Origin of the sequence: Massilia genomosp. 1, from assembly GCF_011682185.1 — a bacterium.
In the GTDB taxonomy this organism is placed as follows: Bacteria; Pseudomonadota; Gammaproteobacteria; order Burkholderiales; family Burkholderiaceae_D; genus Telluria_A; species Telluria_A rubra.
The window spans coordinates 36,453-56,849 of record NZ_WHJF01000028.1; the positions used below are offsets into that span (position 1 = coordinate 36,453).

19 protein-coding genes are annotated in these 20,397 nt (G+C 63.3%); 7 read left to right on the forward strand and 12 right to left on the reverse strand.

Going from position 1 to position 20,397, the window contains the following annotated elements; all coding sequences use genetic code 11:
• Positions 1-3: 3 nt before the first annotated feature.
• The 8 genes from soxX to F1735_RS13025 form a co-directional block, all read right to left on the reverse strand.
• Positions 4-627 carry a sulfur oxidation c-type cytochrome SoxX gene (gene soxX / locus F1735_RS12990; protein WP_167237320.1) on the reverse strand — a complete coding sequence of 208 codons (624 nt, stop codon included), beginning with the start codon at positions 625-627 and terminating at the stop codon, positions 4-6.
• A gap of 10 nt (positions 628-637) precedes the next feature.
• Positions 638-1,444, reverse strand: coding sequence for a sulfur oxidation c-type cytochrome SoxA (gene soxA, locus F1735_RS12995; RefSeq protein WP_167237321.1), 807 nt, complete (start codon positions 1,442-1,444; stop codon positions 638-640).
• A 33-nt stretch (positions 1,445-1,477) separates the two neighbouring features.
• Entirely contained in the window at positions 1,478-1,789 is a 312-nt protein-coding gene (soxZ, locus tag F1735_RS13000; protein WP_166884464.1) for a thiosulfate oxidation carrier complex protein SoxZ, read from the reverse strand.
• 44 nt (positions 1,790-1,833) lie between these two features.
• Positions 1,834-2,295, reverse strand: a complete 462-nt coding sequence (gene soxY / locus F1735_RS13005; RefSeq protein ID WP_167237322.1) for a thiosulfate oxidation carrier protein SoxY — start codon at positions 2,293-2,295, stop codon at positions 1,834-1,836.
• Between the two features lie 210 nt (positions 2,296-2,505).
• The gene (locus tag F1735_RS13010; RefSeq protein ID WP_167237323.1) at positions 2,506-3,555 is read right to left on the reverse strand and encodes a c-type cytochrome; all 1,050 of its coding nucleotides are present in this window, start codon (positions 3,553-3,555) and stop codon (positions 2,506-2,508) included.
• Positions 3,539-4,891, reverse strand: a complete 1,353-nt coding sequence (gene soxC, locus F1735_RS13015) for a sulfite dehydrogenase (protein ID WP_167237324.1) — start codon at positions 4,889-4,891, stop codon at positions 3,539-3,541. The genes F1735_RS13010 and soxC overlap by 17 nt, the downstream gene beginning before the upstream one ends.
• Before the next feature lie 130 nt (positions 4,892-5,021).
• Positions 5,022-5,390 carry an ArsR/SmtB family transcription factor gene (locus tag F1735_RS13020; protein WP_229476822.1) on the reverse strand — a complete coding sequence of 123 codons (369 nt, stop codon included), beginning with the start codon at positions 5,388-5,390 and terminating at the stop codon, positions 5,022-5,024.
• A gap of 97 nt (positions 5,391-5,487) precedes the next feature.
• Positions 5,488-6,369: a LysR family transcriptional regulator gene (locus F1735_RS13025; protein WP_167237325.1), complete on the reverse strand. Its 882-nt coding sequence runs from the start codon at positions 6,367-6,369 to the stop codon at positions 5,488-5,490.
• A gap of 129 nt (positions 6,370-6,498) precedes the next feature.
• Between F1735_RS13025 and F1735_RS37435 the strand changes: the two genes are divergently transcribed.
• Positions 6,499-6,627: a hypothetical protein gene (locus tag F1735_RS37435; protein WP_267876663.1), complete on the forward strand. Its 129-nt coding sequence runs from the start codon at positions 6,499-6,501 to the stop codon at positions 6,625-6,627.
• A 137-nt stretch (positions 6,628-6,764) separates the two neighbouring features.
• Here F1735_RS37435 and F1735_RS13030 read toward each other — a convergent pair whose 3' ends face one another.
• The 3 genes from F1735_RS13030 to F1735_RS13040 form a co-directional block, all read right to left on the reverse strand.
• A complete protein-coding gene (locus tag F1735_RS13030; RefSeq protein ID WP_167237326.1) occupies positions 6,765-7,151 on the reverse strand; it encodes a hypothetical protein in 387 nt (128 codons plus the stop codon).
• A 581-nt stretch (positions 7,152-7,732) separates the two neighbouring features.
• Positions 7,733-8,311, reverse strand: a complete 579-nt coding sequence (locus tag F1735_RS13035; protein ID WP_229505746.1) for a DUF302 domain-containing protein — start codon at positions 8,309-8,311, stop codon at positions 7,733-7,735.
• Between the two features lie 27 nt (positions 8,312-8,338).
• Entirely contained in the window at positions 8,339-9,007 is a 669-nt protein-coding gene (locus tag F1735_RS13040; protein WP_167237327.1) for a hypothetical protein, read from the reverse strand.
• A 186-nt stretch (positions 9,008-9,193) separates the two neighbouring features.
• On the opposite strand from F1735_RS13040, the gene F1735_RS13045 reads away from it, so the two are divergent.
• Together F1735_RS13045 and F1735_RS13050 are read left to right on the forward strand one after the other, a co-directional pair.
• Positions 9,194-11,536 (forward strand): DNA polymerase II, encoded by a 2,343-nt coding sequence (locus F1735_RS13045; RefSeq protein WP_167237328.1) that lies wholly within the window; start codon positions 9,194-9,196, stop codon positions 11,534-11,536.
• Positions 11,537-11,644: 108 nt separating this feature from the next.
• Positions 11,645-13,747, forward strand: a complete 2,103-nt coding sequence (locus F1735_RS13050) for a TonB-dependent receptor (protein WP_167237329.1) — start codon at positions 11,645-11,647, stop codon at positions 13,745-13,747.
• Between the two features lie 298 nt (positions 13,748-14,045).
• Here the strand turns inward: F1735_RS13050 and F1735_RS13055 are convergent, their stop codons facing one another.
• Positions 14,046-14,837: a M23 family metallopeptidase gene (locus tag F1735_RS13055; protein ID WP_167237330.1), complete on the reverse strand. Its 792-nt coding sequence runs from the start codon at positions 14,835-14,837 to the stop codon at positions 14,046-14,048.
• A gap of 202 nt (positions 14,838-15,039) precedes the next feature.
• Here F1735_RS13055 and F1735_RS13060 point away from each other — a divergent pair, with 202 nt between their 5' ends.
• The 4 genes from F1735_RS13060 to F1735_RS13075 are packed head-to-tail and all read left to right on the forward strand — an operon-like array spanning position 15,040 to position 20,387.
• Positions 15,040-17,145 (forward strand): hypothetical protein, encoded by a 2,106-nt coding sequence (locus F1735_RS13060; RefSeq protein WP_167237331.1) that lies wholly within the window; start codon positions 15,040-15,042, stop codon positions 17,143-17,145.
• Positions 17,142-18,572 carry a hypothetical protein gene (locus F1735_RS13065; protein ID WP_167237332.1) on the forward strand — a complete coding sequence of 477 codons (1,431 nt, stop codon included), beginning with the start codon at positions 17,142-17,144 and terminating at the stop codon, positions 18,570-18,572. Before F1735_RS13060 ends, F1735_RS13065 begins: the two co-directional genes overlap by 4 nt.
• Before the next feature lie 27 nt (positions 18,573-18,599).
• Positions 18,600-19,433, forward strand: a complete 834-nt coding sequence (locus F1735_RS13070) for a hypothetical protein (RefSeq protein ID WP_167237333.1) — start codon at positions 18,600-18,602, stop codon at positions 19,431-19,433.
• A 21-nt stretch (positions 19,434-19,454) separates the two neighbouring features.
• Complete coding sequence (locus F1735_RS13075; RefSeq protein ID WP_167237334.1) at positions 19,455-20,387, forward strand: hypothetical protein; 933 nt, start codon at positions 19,455-19,457, stop codon at positions 20,385-20,387.
• Positions 20,388-20,397 lie beyond the last annotated feature (10 nt).

The following is a 20,397-nucleotide window of genomic DNA, read 5'->3' on the forward strand; positions in this document are numbered from 1 at the left end:
TGCTTACTCGTTGACGGGCGATGCGGGGTCGAGCAGCAGCGCCATCACATCCTTGAGCTGGGCTTCGGTCAGCACGCCATTGTGGCCGAAGCGCGGCATGTTGGAACAGGCGCTGTAGGCTTGCGCGTTGTACAGCTTGTTCCAGGTGTACTTCAGGATGGCGTCGCTGTTGCCGCGCAGCTTGCCGTACTGGTACAGGGATGGCCCGATATTGCCGAACGAAATTTCTTTCTTGCTGATCTGGTGGCAGGCGTAGCAATTGCCGCCGTTGACCGCGCCGATCGCGTCCGACGACTGCATGCCGCGCCCGTTCTGGGCGATCTTTTCGCCTTCCTTCCATGCGCCGAGATACTTGCCGTCGGCCGGCTGCTTCACCGCGGCCAGTTGCGCCGCCTCGATCCGCGCCGCCACCTCGGGCGGGCGCGTTTGCGGGTACTGGCTGCACAGTTGCTGGGACTCGTCCTGGGCCGCGACCCGTTCCACCGTGGCCGGGCCGGCCGACTTGAAGTCTTGCCGGATCAGTGCGAGCGCGGCCTGGCGGTAATCGGTATCGGCCGCCACCGTGGCGCAGCCGGCGATGGTGGCGGCGCCGCAGGTCGCCAGGAAGATGCGTGCGATTGATGTCATGTGCTTTCCCCTATCGTTTCAAGGCCGGGCCGGCGTACACGCCGCCGTTCGCGTTTTTTGCCAGGAACATCGTCAGCGCGGTCAGCGCGTCGGAGGCGTACAGCGGCTCCGGGAAGCGCTGCTGGCGGAAGCAGTCGGTCAGGCGGTGCTGCATGGTGCGCACTTCCCCCTGCGAAACCCGGTACGCCGGCCAGGTCGTGTAGGCGGCCTGGGCATTGATGGGATTGAGGATGTTCGGCAATTCCTGCAAGCGGATGCGCTGCCCGTCCACCGAGTGGCAGGTGGCGCAGGCGAAGTCGTGCGAGCCGCCCCGGTAAAAGAACAGTTGCTTGCCGGTGTCGAAGGCGCGCTGCTCCATCGGGTGCGCGGTCGAGACCGCCATCTTCATGCCGCGCGACTCGCCGGTGATGTACGACACCAGCGCTTCGATGTCGGATTTCTTGCCGGCCGCGCCGAACGGCGTCTTGACCGCCTCGGCCGGGGTCAAGCCCTGCAGGGTGACGCGGCAGTGGACCAGGCGCTGTTCCAGGTCCATCACCTTGTTGACGTCCTTGAAGTAGCGCGGCAGCTCGGTGTACGCGCCTTTGAGCACGCCTGCGCCTTTGCCGAAGTCGCATTTCTCCAGCGACACCTTGTTCGGGCCGGTCTTGGTCTTCCACAGTTCTTCGCCGCGCATTTCCCACAGCTCGGCGGGATTGCCGTCGGCCAGCATCTGGCGGTACTTCGCAATCTCGTCGGTGCTGGACGTCTGCGCGAACGCCGCGCCGAACGCGGCCAGCAGTCCTGAAGCGAGCACAACTTTGTGCCGGTGGATCATGGTCGTCTCCTTGTTGTTATTGTGCGTGGGAACTCAGGTGATCGTGCCTTCATCGGTGCGGGTGTCGCCGGCCGTGTCGACCCAGGTCACGCTGACCTTGTCGCCCTTGGCCGCGCCCTTGAACTTGAACGACAGGAAGGGATCTTTCGAGACCGAGGGGCCGAAGCTGGCGTCGAACACGACCTTGTCGCCGACCTTGGCCACCAGGGTCTTGATGAAATGGGCGGGGACGACCTTGCCGGCCGCATCCTTGCGTTGCCCGGTTTCCATGTCGTGCCGCATGAGGATTTTTACTTCAACCAGCTCGCCGGTGGCGCTGGCGCGGATGCGCATTGGATCAGCCATGATGGTTTCCTTTGTCGATGTGGGAAAGAAGCGTGGGCGGCGGCTCAGCCGCCGCAGCCGCCGAGCGTGACCTTGATTTCCTTGGACGCGAGCAGCCACTTGCCGTCGGCGCGCACCAGCGCGTGTACGTTCGAGGTGCCGCCCATTTTCACGCGCGTGGTGACGGCCGGTTCGGTGCCGGGCGGGATGTTGAAGCTGGCCGACAGGGTATTCGGGTTCTTTTCGACCAGGATCGCCATGAAATCGGTGTTGGGCGCTTTGCTGGCGACCGAGACCGGCACCACGGCACCGTTTTCGGCAATATCCGGGCCGGTGATCGAGATGTCGGGGCTGACCACGAATTTATCGCCGCCGAGCTCCTTGAGCACCGCCTCCAGGCTTTTGGCGTCGAACACTTTCTGGCTCCATTCGGCCGCGAACACATCGGACGGTTTGAGCAGCCCGGCGGCGAAGGCCGCGCCCAGCACCGAGGTAATGCGCATGAGCTTGCGTCGACTCTGATTCATCATCTTCTCCAGTTAATAAAAGGTAGTGCGTCGCACGCCACCCCACCGTCGTCCCCGCGCAGGCGGGGAACCAAGCTGGTAGCGCAGCGGCAGCGCGTCAAACCTGGCCTCCCGCCTGCGCGGGGGCGACGATATCGCGCCGGTGGCGTGGAACAGGATTACGCTTTGAAACAAGACTACCCGATCCGGGTAGTCGCCGGCCACATCCGTTCATTTGGGTGTTGCCAGAATCCAAACGACCATCGTGGCAATATCGGCATCCTTGAGATGCCCCTGCGCCGGCATCGGCACCTCGCCCCAGGCGCCGGCGCTACCCTGCTTGATCTTGCCGGCCAGGGTCGTCGCAGCCTTGCTGTCGCCCAGGTATTTCTCGCGCACCGCCCTGAAACTCGGGCCGACCAGCTTGCTGGCGACGGCGTGGCAGGCCAGGCAGGCGTTTTGCTGAAGCAGCGCCAGCGCCGCCGGTTCCGGTGCGCCGGCCGCCGCTGCCGGCGCCGCAGCGCCTGGCAGGCGTGCCGTCGGCGCGGGCTGTGTTGTATCGACGCCACGGGTGGCGCCGAAGCCCCGTGTCTGCTGGGCCAGGTTACCGTGCGCATTGCGCGCCGCTTCCGGCAAGGACGAGCGCACGCTGCCGTCGACCGGGCAGTTCTTCATGCACGCCACGCTCTTGACGTCGGGCTTGCCTTTGACATCCCACAAGCCGTGGCTGGTGACCATGCCGTGCCGGTTCGGCATGCGCTGCTGGGCCTGCGCCATGGTCTGGTCCGACAGCACGAAGTCGTCCGCCACCACCTCGCCCATGTTGAGCATGTAGGCGGTCACCGCATACACCTCGTCGGTGGTGAGCGACTTGGGCGCGGTCCAGGGCATGGCGCGGTTGATGTAGTCCCACAAGGTGGACACGGTCGCCACTTTCATCAGGGTGGTCTTGTGCGGCTGGCGGCCATTGGTGAGCGAGGCGACCCGGCCTTTCGCGGCATCCTCGGCCGTGGTGCCGCCGATCAGCGGCGTGAACACCTCGTTCGACTCGCCGAAGGTGCCGTGGCAGGACGCGCACTTGCCTTCCCAGACCGCCTGCCCGGCCAGCACGCTGCCCGAGCCCTTGGGCAGGCCGGCAAAATCGGGACGCACATCGATATCCCAGGCAGCCACTTCCTGTGGGGTGGCGCTGCGCCCGGGTTTACTGGCCGGGGCGGCGCCGGCGCTGGAGAACAGCGCCGCCACGGCCAGCGCAAGCGCCGCTTCAGTCAAGCTGGACATTAGACACCTCCCCCGATTGCGCAAGCTGCCACGACTGGATTGCATTGTTGTGATAAATGGAGCGGGTGCCACGCACCGCGCGCAGTTCATTGATTTTCGGCTGCACGTAGCCGGTCTCGTCGATGGCGCGCGATTGCAGCACGGCCGGCGCACCGTTCCAGTCCCAATCGATATTGAAACGGCTCAGGCATTTCGACAGCAGCGGCGTTTCCAGGCGCGCCGTGCGCCAGTTGCGCCCGCCATCGACCGAGACATCGACCCGCTTGATCTTGCCGCGCCCGGACCAGGCCAGCCCGGTGATGTTGTAATACCCGGTATCGAGCAGACGCTGGCCGGCCGAGGGCGTGGTGATCACCGACTTGCATTCCTGGATCGAGGTGTACTGGCGAAAGCTGCCGTCCGGCATGGCGTCGATGTAGTGCAGGGACTCGTCCTTGGTGGCGTAGGGCTGGTCGCCCACTTCGATGCGGCGCAGCCATTTGACCCAGGACACGCCCTGCACGCCGGGCACCACCAGGCGCAAGGGGTAACCGTGTTCCGGGCGCAGCATTTCGCCATTCATGGCCCAGGCCACGATGACGTCGTCCAGCGCACGTTCGAGCGAAATGGTGCGCGTCATCGAGGAGCCGTCGGCGCCCTCGGCCAGCACCACTTTGGCGCGGTGCTTGTCGACACCGCAGTCTTCCAGCAGCACCGAGAGCGGCACGCCGGTGAACTCGCTGCAACTGAGCATGCCGTGCGAATACTGGACCGAGGGCACCGCCACATTGCCCCACTCCATCGCCGTATTCGCGCCGCACTCGATGAAGTGCATGCGCGACACCGACGGCATGCGCATCAGGTCGTCCATGGTGTAGACCTTGGGGTTCTTCACCAGGCCGTTGATCATGAAACGGTGTTTGGTGGGATCGATATCGTGCCAGCCCTGATGGTGGCGCTCGAAGTGCAGGCCGGACGGCGTGATGATGCCGAACAGCCCCTGCAAGGGCGTGAACGAGACCGAGGCCGCGCCGACCCGGGTCAGCCCGGGCGACTCGCGCCGCTGCAGATTGGCCTCGTACTGCGAGGGCTGGCCGTAGGGATTGGTGGCGACCGGTTTACCCAGGGTGCGCGAATGCGCGGGCAGGATCAGGATGTTGGGGTCGCCCGCGCCGCTGTCCTGCGCCAGCGCCGTGCCCGCGCCCATGGCGGCGCCGGCGGCCAGGAAGCTGCGCCGCAGGAAGCCGCGGCGCGCATCGTCGACGCCGGCGCGGTTGATCTCCTCGACCAGCGCGCGGTCGAGAAAATGCTCGGGGGCGGCCTGCACGCGGCCGGTTTTGCGTATCGGAGTCGTCATGACCACCACCTCTCGCTTGCTTGTTGAACATCGCCGCACGCGGCTATCGTTACCACTTACTTATATGACCATATGCTCATATAACCAATTGAGCATATTGCACTTTCGACATGAAGTGCGTCCGCCTTCCTCAGCCGTCCGCGCCCATGAATCCCTGGATCGCGCCCTGCCCCATGCGGCGGCTGCTCTTGACCTTTTCCGCCATCTGGCTGCACACCGTGCGGCACAGGGCGATCGTATTCTGGTCTTCGATCCGGTAATACACCTGCGCGCCCTCCTTGCGGCGCCCCAGGATGCGGGCGCGGTACAGCATGTTGAGCTGGCGCGACACATTCGCCTGGGTGGCGGCGATATCGCCGACAATCGCGCCCACGGTGCGCTCGCCATTGCACAGCGCGTGCAGGATCTTGAGCCGGGTCGGCTCGGACAGCAGCGCAAAATAGTTCGATACTTCTTCGAACACTTCGCTCATCTGTTCACTGTCGAGGTCGGGATCCATGCTTTGTTTGAGGTCTAAAGAAATGCCGATATACGCATGTAAGCAAATGCGCAGGGATTGCACAAGCGATTTCGATGTTGCACTGCGGAAAACAACACTAGTCTGCGCCTTCCAGCATCTGCCGCGCCAGCAACTGTGCGTGCGGGGTCAGCGCGGCAAAATCGCGTGCGCAGAGGTACAGCTGGCGCGTGGCCCAGGCTTCCGAGAGCGGCACAATGGCGAGCTCGCGGCGCAGTGTCCGGGCCAGCACATCGGACAGGATCGACACACCGACCCCCGCCTCCACCTGCATCGCGATATGCTCGGGGTTGCGCAACGCAATCCGGTAGTCGAGCTGGCGGCCCAGGCGCGCCGCGCGTTCGGCCAGGTGGATGGTGAGGGCGGTATCGGCCATGCCCACGATGGGCTCGCCCAGGATATCGGCAAAGGCCACCTGCGTGTGCCCGGCGATCCGATGCGAACGGCTGGCAATGACGACCAGCTGGTCGCTGGCGATCAGGTGCGTCTGCAAGGGGCCGAAATCGGTCACGTCCGAGAGGATGCCCAGGTCGGCGCGCCGCTCCACCAGCGCCTGCACGCTGTCCAGGCTGGGACGATCTTCCAGGTCGATCGACAGGTCGGGATGCGCGGCCAGGAACTGGCACAGCCGGGGCGGCAGGAATGCCGCCATCGCCGCCGTGTTCGACAGCAGCCGGATGCGCCCTTTCAGGCCCGTTGCATACGTGCGCAGTTCGCCGCGCATCTGTTCGACCTGATCCACGATCGAACGTCCATGCCGGACCAAGGCTTCGCCTGCGGCGGTGGCACGCACCCCGCGTCGATTGCGTTCGAGCAAAGGCGCACCGAGCGCCGCCTCCATCCCGGCAATCCGTTCGCTGACCGATGCCAAGGCCAGGTGCATGGCGCGCGCGCCCTGGGTCAGGCTGCCGCATTCGACGACGCTCAGGAACACGCGGATATCGGTCAGGTCGAAGCGCATGGTGTGTCTCGTGCTTTCGGAATTGCCGAAGTGTAGCACCGGAATTGCCAGATTGCGCGATTGGAGCCGGCCGACTACGATGGCATGCATGAGCCGCACATTGCCGGGCCTCTCACGACGGAGAACATCATGCTCGACGCTTTGTTGGAAACGATTGGAACGCTGGCCGTGCTGGCCAGCATCGCAGCAAAATTCCTGTATGCCCGCGCCGCTACCGGGGCTGCCCCGGAATCGTCGGGCGTGAACAACGAAGATTAAGAGCGCCTGACAAAATCTCTCGACGTACTTCCAACAGATGAGTGAGCAGGCAAGCGAAAGAAAGGCTTGGTGGAGGTCGGCTCGCTGTTTTAAGTCGTGGCCGTTCGGCATCGCGCGACTTTACGAGCTCGTGTTGGTCATTTCCCGATATTGATTTCCAACCAGTAGCCTGTCCAGGGAGCGTCAGAAAAATTGAAGCCCGAGACACCCGACCGCACACATTCAGAAAATTTCGTTTCAGGCGAAACGAGTACCTTCAAAGGCACGCCATGTTTTGACAAACTCACCAGCAGAGAGAAGCTATTTTCCTTACCTTCCGGGGCAGTTTTCCGGCACTCGTTAATGACGGGGGTTAGCTTCGCCCCCGCTTCCGCAGCATTCTTTTGCTCCCAAGCCAAGCCTTCTGGTACCCGCGAATCCCTATGCGATTGGGCTCGTAAGCTTTCGAACGAAGGACCGCCGCCTGCAATTGCACTATTGACGTAAATGAGCAGCAGCAGGGTGATTGAATTTGATACTTTCATCTATTTCTACTTTCTCAGGGGTGCAAAGGGGGCCTGACCGATTATGCGTGGTGACATCTGCTCCACGATTCAAAGTAGCCCGATTTGCCTAAACTGCTTTCGAACAGCCAACGTGCCGCCTACGCAGACGACCAAAAGCAAAGCGCCGGATATCAGGGAAATTAAGGTCTCCTCGCCCCTCTGAACCGGCCATCCATTAAGGGCCATGTACAATATTGTAAAGATCCACCATGCGCTAGTGACAACGGCAATTGAATACCAAAGGAAACTAGCCCAACGACGACGGAAAATTAAGCCGACGCCGCAAATAAGGGGGAATGCAGCGGCGAGAAACCAAGCTGGTGCTGCATACTCAACTGCCCACCAACTCAAGTAGGCAGCAACTAGGATCAACAGAAAAGCAAGAAATTTAACGATCATTGCTACCACGTCCCAATTTGCTTGTTGAACGGTTCAGTTGGCTATCGGATGACCAGTTATGGCCGAAAGCTACCGGTCACAATGGCTCATTGTACGATGGTGTTGCTCTTAGGCCAAGTGACCGGTTTTGTGAGGCGTTCCAAGTCCTGCTCGACGAGGTCTCAGAATTCGCCGCGTGCGCCGCGCTCGAGCATCTTCCAGACGGCGTCGCGCACGCGCTTGACGCGCGGCTTGAGCGCGGGCGGCAGCTTGCGCCCCATGATGGTGAGCATGTCCATGTTCATGGTGTAGATCCACAGGCCGTCTTCTTTTTCCAGCACGCTGATGCGGCAGGGCAGAAACGCCGCCATGTGCGGGCTGAACTCGACCATCAGGCGCGCGGTCTCGGGGTCGCAATAGGAGTACACCTTGAGGAACTGTTGCGGTTGGCCCGAGCGTGTCTGCAATTCCGCCGACAGCGGCAGGCTGCCGACCATCTTCAGGTTTTCTTCCGCCGCCACGCTGGCGAACGCATCTTCGATCTCGGCCACGGTCACGCCGGGCTGCACCTTGCGTTCCCAGGTCACGGCGGCGGCGATGTCGCCACCGGAGTCGGCCCAGCGGCCCCACACATCGACGAACGCGCCGGCGGCGCCGGATTCGGCCTGCGCCGCCGCGCCCAAGGTGCCGCAGGCGGCCAGCAGCAAGGGCGCGGCCGCCATCAACAGGCGCAGCGGCAGGGCCGCCGAAGCCATTCTCATCGCATCGCCCGGCACGGCGCGCCTGGTTCAGTCGAAGCCGATGTCATATTCGTCCCAGCCCTGCTCGTTCAATTTGAGCAGGACTTTCTTCTCCATTTTGCCCGCTTCCGCAAGGTTTTCCGCGATCTCGGGGAAGGCCGCCGAAAGTTCCGGCCGCTTGGCCCAGTCGGCCACCTTGTCAATCTTGTACGCATACGTCACGTTCACGAACAGCCACTTGCCCGCCTTTGCCGGGGTGGTCCAGTTGATCACTTTGACGAGCTTCTTTTGACCATAGCAAAGGTCGCCTTCAATGACCTTCTTCGAGGTCTTGTTACTGTAATCGTATTTGGTCACTTCCTTTTCGCGGTAGATCTTTTTCCCGGCGTCGGTGAGCACATAACGCTTGACCACGACTTCCGGTTTGTACGGATTGGTGTCGTTCGGATCGTTTCCGCCAGGCGCCTCTGCAGTCAGTCCGAGCGCTTTCAATGCCTCCATTTTTGGGACCAGCGCGTCGGGGATGACGTCTTTGTTCTCCATGTCGGAGGGCGAAATGGACAGCGGCCACTCGGTCAACTCCAGGCAAAGTTCACCCTTCTTGTCGAGATAGTTCGCAACAGCGAGGCTGATATTCTTGTCGTTTGCCTCGATCTTGTTGTCGCATGCAGTGAGGGAGACAACAGCAGCGAGGGCGAGGGCCAGGTAGCTTTTCATTGAGTAGGGGTTTCGTCAGGAACGATGATGGGCAAAAGGTCGATAATAGTCGATCAACTATCATAACTCAACGCCATTTCAACAGTTGCAACATTTCATGCCAGCCAACATGGCGGACATCGCTTAAAATACACGAACCGCCGCTCCCCGGCGCACCTTCACTTGCAGCACTTCCGAGGTAGTCATTTGAATCAACCGCAGCAGGGGTTTATCCTGACCCGCCACTGGCGCGATACGCCGGCCGGCACCGAGGTCGACTTCTGGCTTGCCACCGACGATGGCCCGCGCCATATCCGCCTCGCCAAGCAGCTCTCGGTCGCCTTCATTCCCGAGCAGTGGCGCGCGCAGGTCGCGGCGCTGTTGCAGGGCGAGCGCGGCTGCGAACTGCGCACGCTGGCCCTGCGCGACTTCGGCCAGCGGCCCGTGTTCGGCCTGTACTGCCAGCAGTACCGCCAGTTGACCCGGCAAGCGAAGCGCCTGCGCGAGTACGGCATCGACGTCTACGAGGCCGACATCCGCCCGCCCGAGCGTTACCTGATGGAGCGCTTCATCACCGCGCCGGTGCTGTTCCACGACGCGCCCGACAGCCCGTTGAAGCCGGCGTCCGGCTACCGGCCGCGCCTCAAACTGGCCTCGCTCGACATCGAAACGACCGCGCGCGGCGACCTGTATTCGATCGCGCTCGAAGGCTGCGGCCAGCGCCAGGTGGTCATGCTCGGGCCGCCCAACGGCCCGGATACCCCGCTCGACTTCGCGCTCGAGTACTGCGACAGCCATGCGCAGATGCTCGAACGCCTCAACGCATGGCTGGCCACGCACGACCCGGACGCCATCATCGGCTGGAACGTGGTGCAGTTCGACCTGCGCGTGCTGCAAAAGCACGCCGAGCGCTGCGGCGTGCCGCTGCGCCTCGGTCGCGACGGCAGCCCGATGGAGTGGCGCGAGCACAGCACGCGCCAGCACTTTTTCGCCGGCGCGGCCGGGCGCCTGATCATCGACGGCATCGACGCGCTCAAGTCGGCCACCTGGAGTTTTTCCTCGTACAGCCTCGAAAACGTCAGCCGCACCTTGCTGGGAGAAGGCAAGGCGATCGACAATCCCTACCAGCGCATGGCCGAAATCGAGCGCCGCTTCAACGAAGACAAGCCGGCGCTGGCGCACTACAACCTGAAGGACTGCGAACTGGTCACCCGCATTTTCGACAAGACCGAACTGCTGCCCTTCCTGCTTGAACGCGCCAGCGTGACCGGGCTGGCGGTCGACCGCAGCGGCGGCGGCTCGGTGGCCGCCTTCGAGCACCTGTACCTGCCGCGCATGCACCGCCACGGTTACGTGGCGCCCAACCAGGGCGATATCGCCGGCGAAAACAGCCCTGGCGGCTACGTCATGGATTCGCGTTCGGGCCTGTACGATTCGGTCATTGTGCTCGATTACAAAAGCCTGTACCCGTCGATCATCCGCACCTTCCTGATCGACCCGGTCGGCCTGGTCGAAGGCTTGCAAGGCGAGAGCGATGGCACCGTGCCGGGCTTTCGCGGCGCGCGCTTTTCGCGCGACAAGCACTGCCTGCCGGCCATCGTCAGCCAGATCGCCGAGGGCCGCGAGGCGGCCAAGCGCGAACGGAACAAGCCGCTGTCGCAGGCGCTCAAGATCATCATGAATTCCTTCTACGGCGTGCTGGGCGCGGACCACTGCCGCTTCTTCGACCCGCGCCTGGCGTCCTCGATCACCCTGCGCGGGCAAGAGATCATGCACCGCACGCGCGAACTGATCGAGGAACGCGGCCACCAGGTGATCTACGGCGACACCGATTCGACCTTCGTGTGGCTGGGCGGCGCGCACGACGACGCACAGGCCGGCGAGATCGGGCGCGCGCTGGTCGCCCACGTCAACGCCTGGTGGGGCGAGCACCTGCAACAGGAATTCGGCCTGCCCAGCGCCCTCGAACTGCAATACGAAACCCACTACCGGCGCTTCCTGATGCCGAACATCCGCAATTCGGAAGAAGGCAGCAAGAAGCGCTACGCCGGCTTGACCGGCCAGGCCGGCGGCGGCGAAGAGATGGTGTTCAAGGGCCTCGAGACGGTGCGCAGCGACTGGACGCCGCTCGCGCAGCAGTTCCAGCAGGCGCTGTACCTGCGCATCTTCAAGCGCGAACCATACCGCGAGTACGTGCGCGAATACGTCGAGAGCACCCTGCGCGGCGACTTCGACGAGCTGCTGGTGTACCGCAAGCGCATCCGCCGGCCGCTCGACGAATACCAGGGCGCCGCCCCGCCGCCGGTGCGCGCGGCGCGCCTGGCCGACGACTTCAACCGCCTGCACGGCCGCCCGCTGCAATACCAGCGCGGCGGGCCGATTCGCTATGTGATGACCCTGGCCGGGCCCGAACCGCTGGAAACGCAGCGCTCGCGCATCGATTACGACCACTACGTCACGCGCCAGCTGCAACCGGTCGCCGACGCCATCCTGCCCTTCCTGGGCGACGACTTCCACAGCCTGACGACCTTGCAGCGGAACCTGTTCTGACGCCGGCCTATGCATCTCACATAAATTTGCCATATTGACGTTGCTCGGCAATAATATGAATGGGAATCATTATCATTCGTAGTAAACGTATAAGAACAAGGACGTCACATGGCAATGCAACAGAAACGGCTGGCCGTCATCATCGCGCTGGCACTCCCCTATTTGTCCGTCCCTGCCCTCGCGCAGGCCCAGGCCGAACTGAAAGAAATCACCGTCACCGCCACGCGCGACCAGGACGCCGGCTACAACCCGGCCAGTTCGACCAGCGCCACCAAGATCGACGCGCCGCTGCGCGACATTCCGCAAACCGTCAACGTGGTGCCCCTGTCCGTGCTGCGCGACCAGGGCGCGCGCTCGCTGCAGGATGTGCTCAAGGCGGTGCCGGGCATCGGCCTGTCGCACGGCGACGGCCAGCGCGACCAGGTGACGATTCGCAGCTTTACCGCGATTGCCGACCAGTTTGTCGACGGCATGCGCGACGATGCGCTGTACTTCCGCGACCTGTCCAACACCGAGCAGGTGGAAATCATCAAGGGGCCGGCCTCGGTGCTGTACGGGCGCGGCTCGTCGGGCGGATTGATCAACCGGATCAGCAAGAAGCCCGGCATCAACAAGAATGAAGTCAGCCTGCAGGCCGGCAGCTGGAACCAGCGCCGCGCCGAGATCGACGTGGCGCGCGCCGATAGCGCCAGCCCGCTGGCATTTCGCGTCACCGGCGCCGTCGAACGCGCCGACAGCTACCGCGACCAGCAATTCCTCGACCGCGAAGCGTTTGCGCCGTCGGTCTCGCTCAATATCGGTAGCGCCACCAAACTGCTGTTGCAGGCCGAATACCTGAACGACAAGCGCGTGACCGATTTTGGCGTGCCTTCGTACCGTGGCAAGCCCGTCGACGTGGCGGCCGGCACCTACTATGGCGCCGCCAATGCCAAGGCCAACGATTACTCCGAAGCCGAAGTGAAAGCCTTCGGCTTCACCCTGGATCACCGCATCAACGATGCGTGGACCGTGCGCAATGCCTTGCGCCACTATCACTACACCTTGGACCGCAACAATACACTGGCCGGTTCGGTCGACGAGAAGGCGCTGACCGCCTCGCTCAACCGCAGCAATGTGCGGCGCGACGAGAGCGGCTACTTCAACCAGACCGAGCTCAAGCAAGTGGCCAACCTGGCCGGCATGCGCCACCAGTTGCTGTACGGCGTGGAGATCGGCAAGCAAGAGAAAGACCAGTTGTTCCGCAGCCAGAACAATATCGCCCGGGTCAATCTGTTCAATCCGGTCGCCCCGGTGCTGCCGTTCACGGTCAGCGCCGCGCCCTCGACCGACAACCTGGGCGTGATGAAGGTCGCCAGCGCCTACGTGCAGGATATGGCCACCTTGTCGGCGCAGTGGAAGGCGCTGGCCGGGGTGCGCTTCGACCGCTTCGAGCAAAGCACGCTCGAACGCCGCGCCGGGCAGTCGAATTTGTCCCGGGTGGACCGCGCCTGGAGTCCGCGCGCCGGACTGGTGTACCAGCCGGGCGAGACGCAATCGTACTTCGGCTCGTTCAGCAAGTCGTTCCAGCCATCCGGCGAATCGTTCGCGCTGGCCGCCAACAATGCCCAGATCGCGCCGGAGGAAACCACCAACAAGGAAGTCGGCGCCAAATTCGACCTGTTCGACGGCAATGCGACCGCCTCGGTATCGCTGTTTCGCCTCGAGCGCACCAACATCAAGGCCACCGACCCGACCACCAATCGCTTGATTCCCATCGGCACCCAGCGCAGCGACGGCGTCGAGCTGACCTTCGCCGGCAAGCTGGGCGACGGCTGGCAGCTGTGGTCGGGCTATGCCTACCTGGATGCGCGGGCGGTGTCGTCGGTGGCGATGGACGCCGGCCAGCCGGTGCAGGGCAAGCGCCCGACGCTCACGCCGGTGCATAGCGGCAATGTGTGGCTGACCAAGACGCTCGGCAATGGCTTTGGCGTGGGCGGCGGCGTGAATGCGGTGGGCGAGCGCTTCGCCAATCCCGGCAACACGGTGTCGCTGCCCGGTTACGCCACCATCGACGCCATGGCGTACTACCGCCAGGGCAAGGTCGATATCCAGGTCAACGCGATGAACCTGGCTGACCGCCAGTACATCGTGGCGGGGCACGGCAGCAACGGCAACCTGAATTTGCCAGGAGCGCCGCGTTCGGTGCAAGTAACGGCGCGCTACGCGTTCTGACGTAGGTCGAGCAGGCACGGCATGGAATCCTGTGTCGCGCGACTCGACGCCGATGTTGCCGCCGTCAAGATCGATGTCACGATGATTAAGGCCAATGGCTCGCCATATCGCCATGGTCGCCGGATTCTCGTGGTTGGAGCTTGCACGCCCTCCGTGTAAAAAACAGCCGAACTTAAAATGATCCAAGTGGTTTTGCACCCAAAGGCCGCGCTCATCGGATGCGCCGCACCTGGTGGGGGGGGCCGGCGCATTAGAATTTGAGAGACGCCCGAGCAGCAGGCCGGGACAACGCCCGCCTTCATGGGCGCCGCTGGAATCTCGCGAGGAAAGTGTTGGGGTCGATTTTTCCACGCTCCGCAGCCGGAACGATCGCCGCGATGCTTGAGAACGATGACCTTCCCGGCGGCGCCCGGAACAGCTCGAAGTGCAGCTGGACGGCCTCGGCAGTGGCGACGGCGTTGCCGCTTGGCTTACCGTACTCGCTGATGCCCGGACCGAGCTGTCCCAGGAATCCGATGACCTCGCCGGCAGTGACACGCTGGCCGACCTTGACACGCATCGTTTTACCTTCCCGCAACAGACTCTCGGGCAGACATCGATTCGTCGCCGGATCCTGGGCCATATGGGCGTACAGCGAATACACCCCAGTGCCGTGATCGATGACAATCGTCAGCCCGAGGCCCGTGGACGCGAGCTTGCAATCGGGCCTCTCTGGCGGACAGCTTGCCGCTGTATTGGCACGCGCGTAGGCAACCGTGCCATCCGCGATCGCATGGACGTGGAAGGTTGCGGCCTTGATCCCGTCCGTGCTTCCAAGACACTGCCTCGAATAATCGACAAGCATCAGGTCGACACCCTGATGCCGCTTGCCTTCAGCCCGGCCGGCGCCGAAGCTGCCGGCGCCGGGGCGCGGCGCAAGCGCGTCGAGATCGACAGGGGCCGCCATGCACGACCACTCAGCCGCCGCATCGACAGGAGTCGAGCGGATGATGGCTGTCGCGAATTGCGGACCAAGCCCGCATGCCATGGCAAGCGCAGGCGCAGGCGTAGGCAAGGAGCAGGCTGCTGCCAGCGCGAACAGAAAACGCATGATCCCCCCGTTTTCAATGATGCGGCCAAATGATCATCTTGCGCTGCAGCTCGCCAAGCACGGGCGCATTGCAGTAACGACCGACAAGCTCACCAAATGTGGCTTACATACTACTAAAAATCCCAACCCAGCGATACTCATTTCAATGCCACGCCGGCGTGTATATACTAGATCATCTATCGTCCCGGCACCAGGAGCGAATATGCAACCGGAAAGGATGCGGACGTTCATTGATGCGTGCGATGAGCGGGCAAAAAAATTCACGTCCGCCGCTGCCGGCCAGTCGTTTTTCCGGGCGCTCGAGGCCGAGGCGGCCGACATCGCCGAACGGCCTGTCACCGTAATGTTGCTGGGTTCGCCGGGCGAATTTCCTGCCTTCTCGCCGAAGGCGTTTCCGATGCACGACGAGACGGCGTCGCTGACACTGTTCCGCAAAAGGCAGGGCGAGGGGCTGGCGCAATTTCATGCGCTGGCGCAGGCGCCGCGGACGGTTTTTGGCGGCGCCGATCCATTGCCGGAATTGCGTCTGGCGGTCGCCAATGAAGACATTACCGGCGCTCCCTGGATACGTCTCCTGCTGGCACACAACCTCAATCCGGCTACGGCCGGCGCCCACGTGGCGCACTACCTGCAACGCTTTGTCCACATCGTCGTGGTCGGCCCGGGAGCAGGCTCTTCTACAGCACTTGATTCGCTTGCGACGCTACTCGGCAACGCCCACGCCGCAGTCGTGTTGCTTGACAAAAGCAACACGACCCGTCTCGCCGCCGCCAGTGCGCTGAAGCGCGTCATTGCTTCGTCCTTGCCAACGCATGAACTCCGTCCAGAGACGCTTCCCGCGCTCTTGCAGGATATGCGTCTCCCGCTGGCGGCGATGCACTATGCGGCGCTGGCCAAGCGTGCGCGCAAGCAATTGCAGCTGGAAGGCGAACGGGTGGCGGCGGTCCATGCGATAACGCTCCTGGCCCACAAGCTACCAGAAGTGTCCGCTGGGCGGGTATTTTCCGATAGCGCCTGGAAAGATGTCTGCGCGGCAATCAGGTCGAACTTTGACACGGCCATCCGCACACTCGAAGACCATCTCAAGCAACCGCTCCTGGCCACTGCCGATTCGCTGGTCGGCGTCCTCGGTCCCGAGTCGGTCGAATGGACCGATCCCGACGGCGCGGGTGACCGCGTGCTCAGCTCCCCGCCAATCTGGTATGGAAGTTTGCTTGCCCATGAGTTCTTGCTGACAATTAAAGAGGCAAGGTGTCTCGACATCCAGGTGCAAATCGCAACAATTTCGGCAAACGTGTTTAAAAAAGGTTGCGCCCGGATAAGGCAATTGCAAGAAGAAACCAGGCAATCCGTCGCCGACAAGATGGTCCCGCTGTTGCCCGACGAGAGCATGGCTGCGCTGGAGCTGACGCCGCCACCGCCACTGCCGGCGGCGCTTGGAGGCGGCTTTCGGGTCAATCCGGGCACGCCCGAAAAATTCGTATCCGGCGGATTGATGGGTATTTTCAACAAGTCCAAAGGTGTGATCCAGAACCTCATGGCCATCGTTCTTTTCTTCAGCATTGCCGCCGCAGCGGGCGTCAAGGTGTTTTCCACGCCCGGCGCTCGAGAAATCCCGACATCCGCGGGAGCGGGCACATCCGGGATGAAGGACGTGCGTGCATGGATCACCCTGATCGCGGCGGGCGCTGTCGTGGTCCTGATACCTCTCATCGCCCGGCAAATGCCGCGCATGGAGAGCAAGCAGATCGAGGAACTCGGGCTCAAACTCCGCTCGAACCTCGTCGCATCCACCGAAAAAGCGCTGAAGGATGGAGAAAAATTGCGCCATCATGCCTACGCCGATGTCATCGCCCGTCTGAAAAAAGAATTTGCCGAGTTCATGAGCAAGGCCGATGACCATGTCAATCAATACACCATCGCGACCAGCGCCGCTGCCAACAAACTGCACAACGACATTGACGTGCTGACGTGGATCATCAAGGAAAAGCAGGCCGGCCTCCAGCTCGTCGTCCAGCAAGCAAGCAACCTCATCGCTCATTACGAGCCGCAAGCGGAACCGGCACTGACGCTCGCCGCCGCCAATTTTTCCGGCCAGGCTGCACCGCCCGCGCCCGCCGGGAACGTCGCGCCGCCCCCGCCTGCCCCGCAGCCTCCTGCATCGCCGACATCGGCGCCGCCTTCCGCGCCTGCGCTGCCGGGCGCCGGCATGATTGTCCCGCCCCCCGCATCGCCGCACCGCCGCGTCGCCTTTCCGCGTACGCCACTGGTTGCAGCCGACAACCCGCCACATGCGGTCCAGCCATGAGCACCTTGTCCATCCTGTTTTTGGGCGCACATCATTACGCGGCCGCACGCGACGCGGTCGGAAGCGCCGTCACGATTCGCTCATCGGGCGCCGCCCGTGATGCGCGACCGAACGAACTGACACTTGCGGGGGCCCAGGCATGGGTCGGTACGGCAGCCATTTGCAGCGAACTCGCCGCGCTGACGAGGGCGCTGTATGTCTTTCGCTGCACCGACCTGCGCGACTTCGACGGCATCGTCACCGGCGCGGGCGAGGGCGCGGTTGGGCTGTCGAGCGAAGGCGCGCTCGGCCTGCTGGCGCGAAAAGCCCGGGCCGATGCCGCCCAAGTGGGCGCAAAGGTCGAGCGCTTCCTGATTGCGCTCGATTGCGAGCTTGACCGCCTCGACCAGCGGCGGCTCGAATCCTTCCTCGGCGTAGTCCTCGGCGTCCCAGTCCAGTTGCAGGGAATCGCCACCGCGCTGGAACAATACCTGCACCACCGCAACGCGAAGGGGTCGCAGGCCCTGCTTGCCATCCTGCAGGACCAGGCATGGATTGCCTTGGGCGCTGAAGGCAGGCAAAAGGCGCTCGCGGTACCGAACCACAGCGGCCTGCGCCGTGTTTATGATGACCTGACTGAAAGCAACACACCGCCACCCAATATCCCGGCCTGGTCGGCGCATAAAGTATGGCACGAGTTCGTCACATGGTACGCCGACACGCGATCGACTGGAGACCCGCACTGCACTCCCTTTTTGGCGGACGTGATCGATAGCGCCCTGCGCCGGCGCGCAGTGTCGTTCAACGAGGCGCAGTCGGCGATCCGGGCTGTTTTCAACCCGGCCTTTTCCAGCCTGTTCGGGGCCCTGGCGGCCCACCCGCCCGTCGACGAACTGTACCTGCTGGGCGACGATGCCGTGCCACTGGGTTTGGTCGAGCATCTTTCATCGTCGGGCAACGCAAGCCACTTCGACGTCAAACGCAGGCCGCTGGCGAGCGTAGCGCTGTCGATGGCGCAACATGGCGCGCCGTCCGCCCCGGCCGGCATCGCGGCAGCGAGCGTTGGTGTCCTGACCGGTGGTACGGGACAAGGTGAGCGGCCGTTCAACACCCTGATCGAGGCCGGCGCCGCGCTTCCCGCCAAGGGCATGCTGCAGGTCAGGGCCAACCAGAACGGCCAGGTGAAATTCAACATCGGCATCGGCTCCCGGCTTCCTGGCCATACGGCAGAGGTGATCCGCGATCTGGTTTTTGAATCGGCATTCCCCGCCGACGCTGGCGCCGCGATCGACATTCACTTCGCCCTTGATGACACCGGATGCCTACGCGTGAGCGCCATCGATGGCAAGCGCAACAAGGCGCTGGGCGTGGCCTCCAGCAAGGTGCCAGGCCGCGCCGACAGCTGGCTGGCCGGTCCGGAACGGATCGCATCATTGTCGTTTCATTAAGCAATTCCACATACAAGGAGGGCTGGCGTGAACCCTGGCGCACTGTTACTGAAGATCACGGCGATCGGCGAGCGCTTCACCGAGACCCATGTCGTACCGCTGGACGGACTGGAAGCCCGAGTCGACCTTTGCGTGCAAGGTTTCGATGCACTGGCCGATACGCTCGACGCTTCCTTGCTCGCCCTCGACACGTGCATCGATACCTCGGCGACCGCGCTGGAAAACGATCTCGACGACCTGTCAGGCAATATCGAGCTGCACGCTTCCAGGCTGGCCGAATCGGTCGGGGCGCTGGCCACGCTATCGACGCAGAATCGCTCCGCCAGCCATGACGCTCTCGCGAACCTGGGCAATGCCGCAGGCACTGTAACGGCTGCGCTCGCAGTGACCGAGAGCGCCAGCGCCGCGGACGCAACAACAATCACCGACCGCTTTTCTGCCTGGGCGGCCCTGAGCGACGCCGGCGCCGACGACAACCAGCGTTTGTCGGAAGCCGTACAAGCGGCGGTGAAGCGCGCCGGCGAAGCAAGAGCTGCCGAGTTCGCCAAATTGCAGTCGCTCTGCGACGACGTGGCGCGCAAGGTCGAGACGATCTGCTCGGCGCTGGCCAAAGAATGGACCCAAGAAATCCATACGCTGGCGCAGGGTGCCGAATCGCTCTTGCTCAGCCAGATCAGGGATGCGGTCAAAGTCGACATTGGCGGCGTAACCGACACGCTCGACGCGCTGCGGCGCAGCGCTGAACAGCTATCGGGCGCGATTGGCGAGGACGCCATGCGCCTGGTCGACTCGCTGAGCCGGATCATCGAACTGCTCGACGCCATCAAGCCGCTGATCGAGATCATGCGTCAATTAGACTGAATCCTGAAACCGGCCTGCCCAATGGACTTGCTGCAAATACATACGACGCTCGACAACCGGCTGGCGCAGCTTGGCAGTGCAATGGACGCCTTGAGCCACGCGGCGCCGGATCTTGCATCGATTAGCGTGCCCGGCCATGCCGACCTGACTTGCGCCAACGACGCCATCGACAGCGCCGCTACTGCCATTACACAGGCGGCAATGGCGGCCGACCGCGAGCTCGACGCGAACTGCAAGGTACTTTTGCAAACGAAAGTAGAGGCAGCGGCGGTGGCGTCGGACGCGCATCACGAACTGCTCGAGACATGCGCCGCCGCTCATGCAGCCGCGTACGCCAGCATCGATACGGGCATACAGGCCGTTTTGCACAGCGATGCTCAGGCCAGGAGCAGCCTGCACGAAGCACAGGATGGCCTTCAGCAGGCGCTCGAGGCGCTCTCGGCGAGACACCGCGAGCATCTGGCGGCGATGGGGACCGAACTCGGCGGCGTCGGCAATGGCATCGGCAATGAGCTCACGCCCGGCCTGCTCGCCACGCTCGGCGCCTTGGGTAGCGATGTCGACACGTATCTGCACACGGCGCTCGATACGCTTGAGCAGCGGGCGAAAGGCGTTTTCAGCACCGCCGCCGAGAGCTACATGGATGCCGCCGACCAGGCAGCAAACGCGTTTTGCGACTCCCTCGAGGCAAGCACGCGCGAGCTCGCAGCCTTCGCCGCGGAGGGCATCGCGTCGACGATCGACGGTGCGCGCCAGCGCTTGCAGGAACTGGCCATCGACACCGTCGAAAAAGCCATTGCGCAAGCCATCATCGAGACCGAGCTCAACGTCATGGTAACGTCCGCACTGAGCAGCATCATGCCCGAATTGATTGCGTTCCACCAGGCCCTGCCGGCGCTCGAAGCGGCCGTCCAGGTATTCAAGGAGATGCGCGACTTGTTGTCCTTCGGCTAACCCGGGCAGG

Excerpts from the sequence above, each read along its gene's own strand:
- soxX (WP_167237320.1), bottom strand. The coding sequence starts at position 627 with ATGACATCAATCGCACGCATCTTCCTGGCGACCTGCGGCGCCGCCACC.
- soxA (WP_167237321.1), bottom strand. The coding sequence starts at position 1,444 with ATGATCCACCGGCACAAAGTTGTGCTCGCTTCAGGACTGCTGGCCGCG.
- soxZ (WP_166884464.1), bottom strand. The coding sequence starts at position 1,789 with ATGGCTGATCCAATGCGCATCCGCGCCAGCGCCACCGGCGAGCTGGTT.
- soxY (WP_167237322.1), bottom strand. The coding sequence starts at position 2,295 with ATGAATCAGAGTCGACGCAAGCTCATGCGCATTACCTCGGTGCTGGGC.
- F1735_RS13010 (WP_167237323.1), bottom strand. The coding sequence starts at position 3,555 with ATGTCCAGCTTGACTGAAGCGGCGCTTGCGCTGGCCGTGGCGGCGCTG.
- soxC (WP_167237324.1), bottom strand. The coding sequence starts at position 4,891 with ATGACGACTCCGATACGCAAAACCGGCCGCGTGCAGGCCGCCCCCGAG.
- F1735_RS13020 (WP_229476822.1), bottom strand. The coding sequence starts at position 5,390 with ATGGATCCCGACCTCGACAGTGAACAGATGAGCGAAGTGTTCGAAGAA.
- F1735_RS13025 (WP_167237325.1), bottom strand. The coding sequence starts at position 6,369 with ATGCGCTTCGACCTGACCGATATCCGCGTGTTCCTGAGCGTCGTCGAA.
- F1735_RS37435 (WP_267876663.1), top strand. The coding sequence starts at position 6,499 with ATGCTCGACGCTTTGTTGGAAACGATTGGAACGCTGGCCGTGCTGGCC.
- F1735_RS13030 (WP_167237326.1), bottom strand. The coding sequence starts at position 7,151 with ATGAAAGTATCAAATTCAATCACCCTGCTGCTGCTCATTTACGTCAAT.
- F1735_RS13035 (WP_229505746.1), bottom strand. The coding sequence starts at position 8,311 with ATGAGAATGGCTTCGGCGGCCCTGCCGCTGCGCCTGTTGATGGCGGCC.
- F1735_RS13040 (WP_167237327.1), bottom strand. The coding sequence starts at position 9,007 with ATGAAAAGCTACCTGGCCCTCGCCCTCGCTGCTGTTGTCTCCCTCACT.
- F1735_RS13050 (WP_167237329.1), top strand. The coding sequence starts at position 11,645 with ATGGCAATGCAACAGAAACGGCTGGCCGTCATCATCGCGCTGGCACTC.
- F1735_RS13055 (WP_167237330.1), bottom strand. The coding sequence starts at position 14,837 with ATGCGTTTTCTGTTCGCGCTGGCAGCAGCCTGCTCCTTGCCTACGCCT.
- F1735_RS13060 (WP_167237331.1), top strand. The coding sequence starts at position 15,040 with ATGCAACCGGAAAGGATGCGGACGTTCATTGATGCGTGCGATGAGCGG.
- F1735_RS13065 (WP_167237332.1), top strand. The coding sequence starts at position 17,142 with ATGAGCACCTTGTCCATCCTGTTTTTGGGCGCACATCATTACGCGGCC.
- F1735_RS13075 (WP_167237334.1), top strand. The coding sequence starts at position 19,455 with ATGGACTTGCTGCAAATACATACGACGCTCGACAACCGGCTGGCGCAG.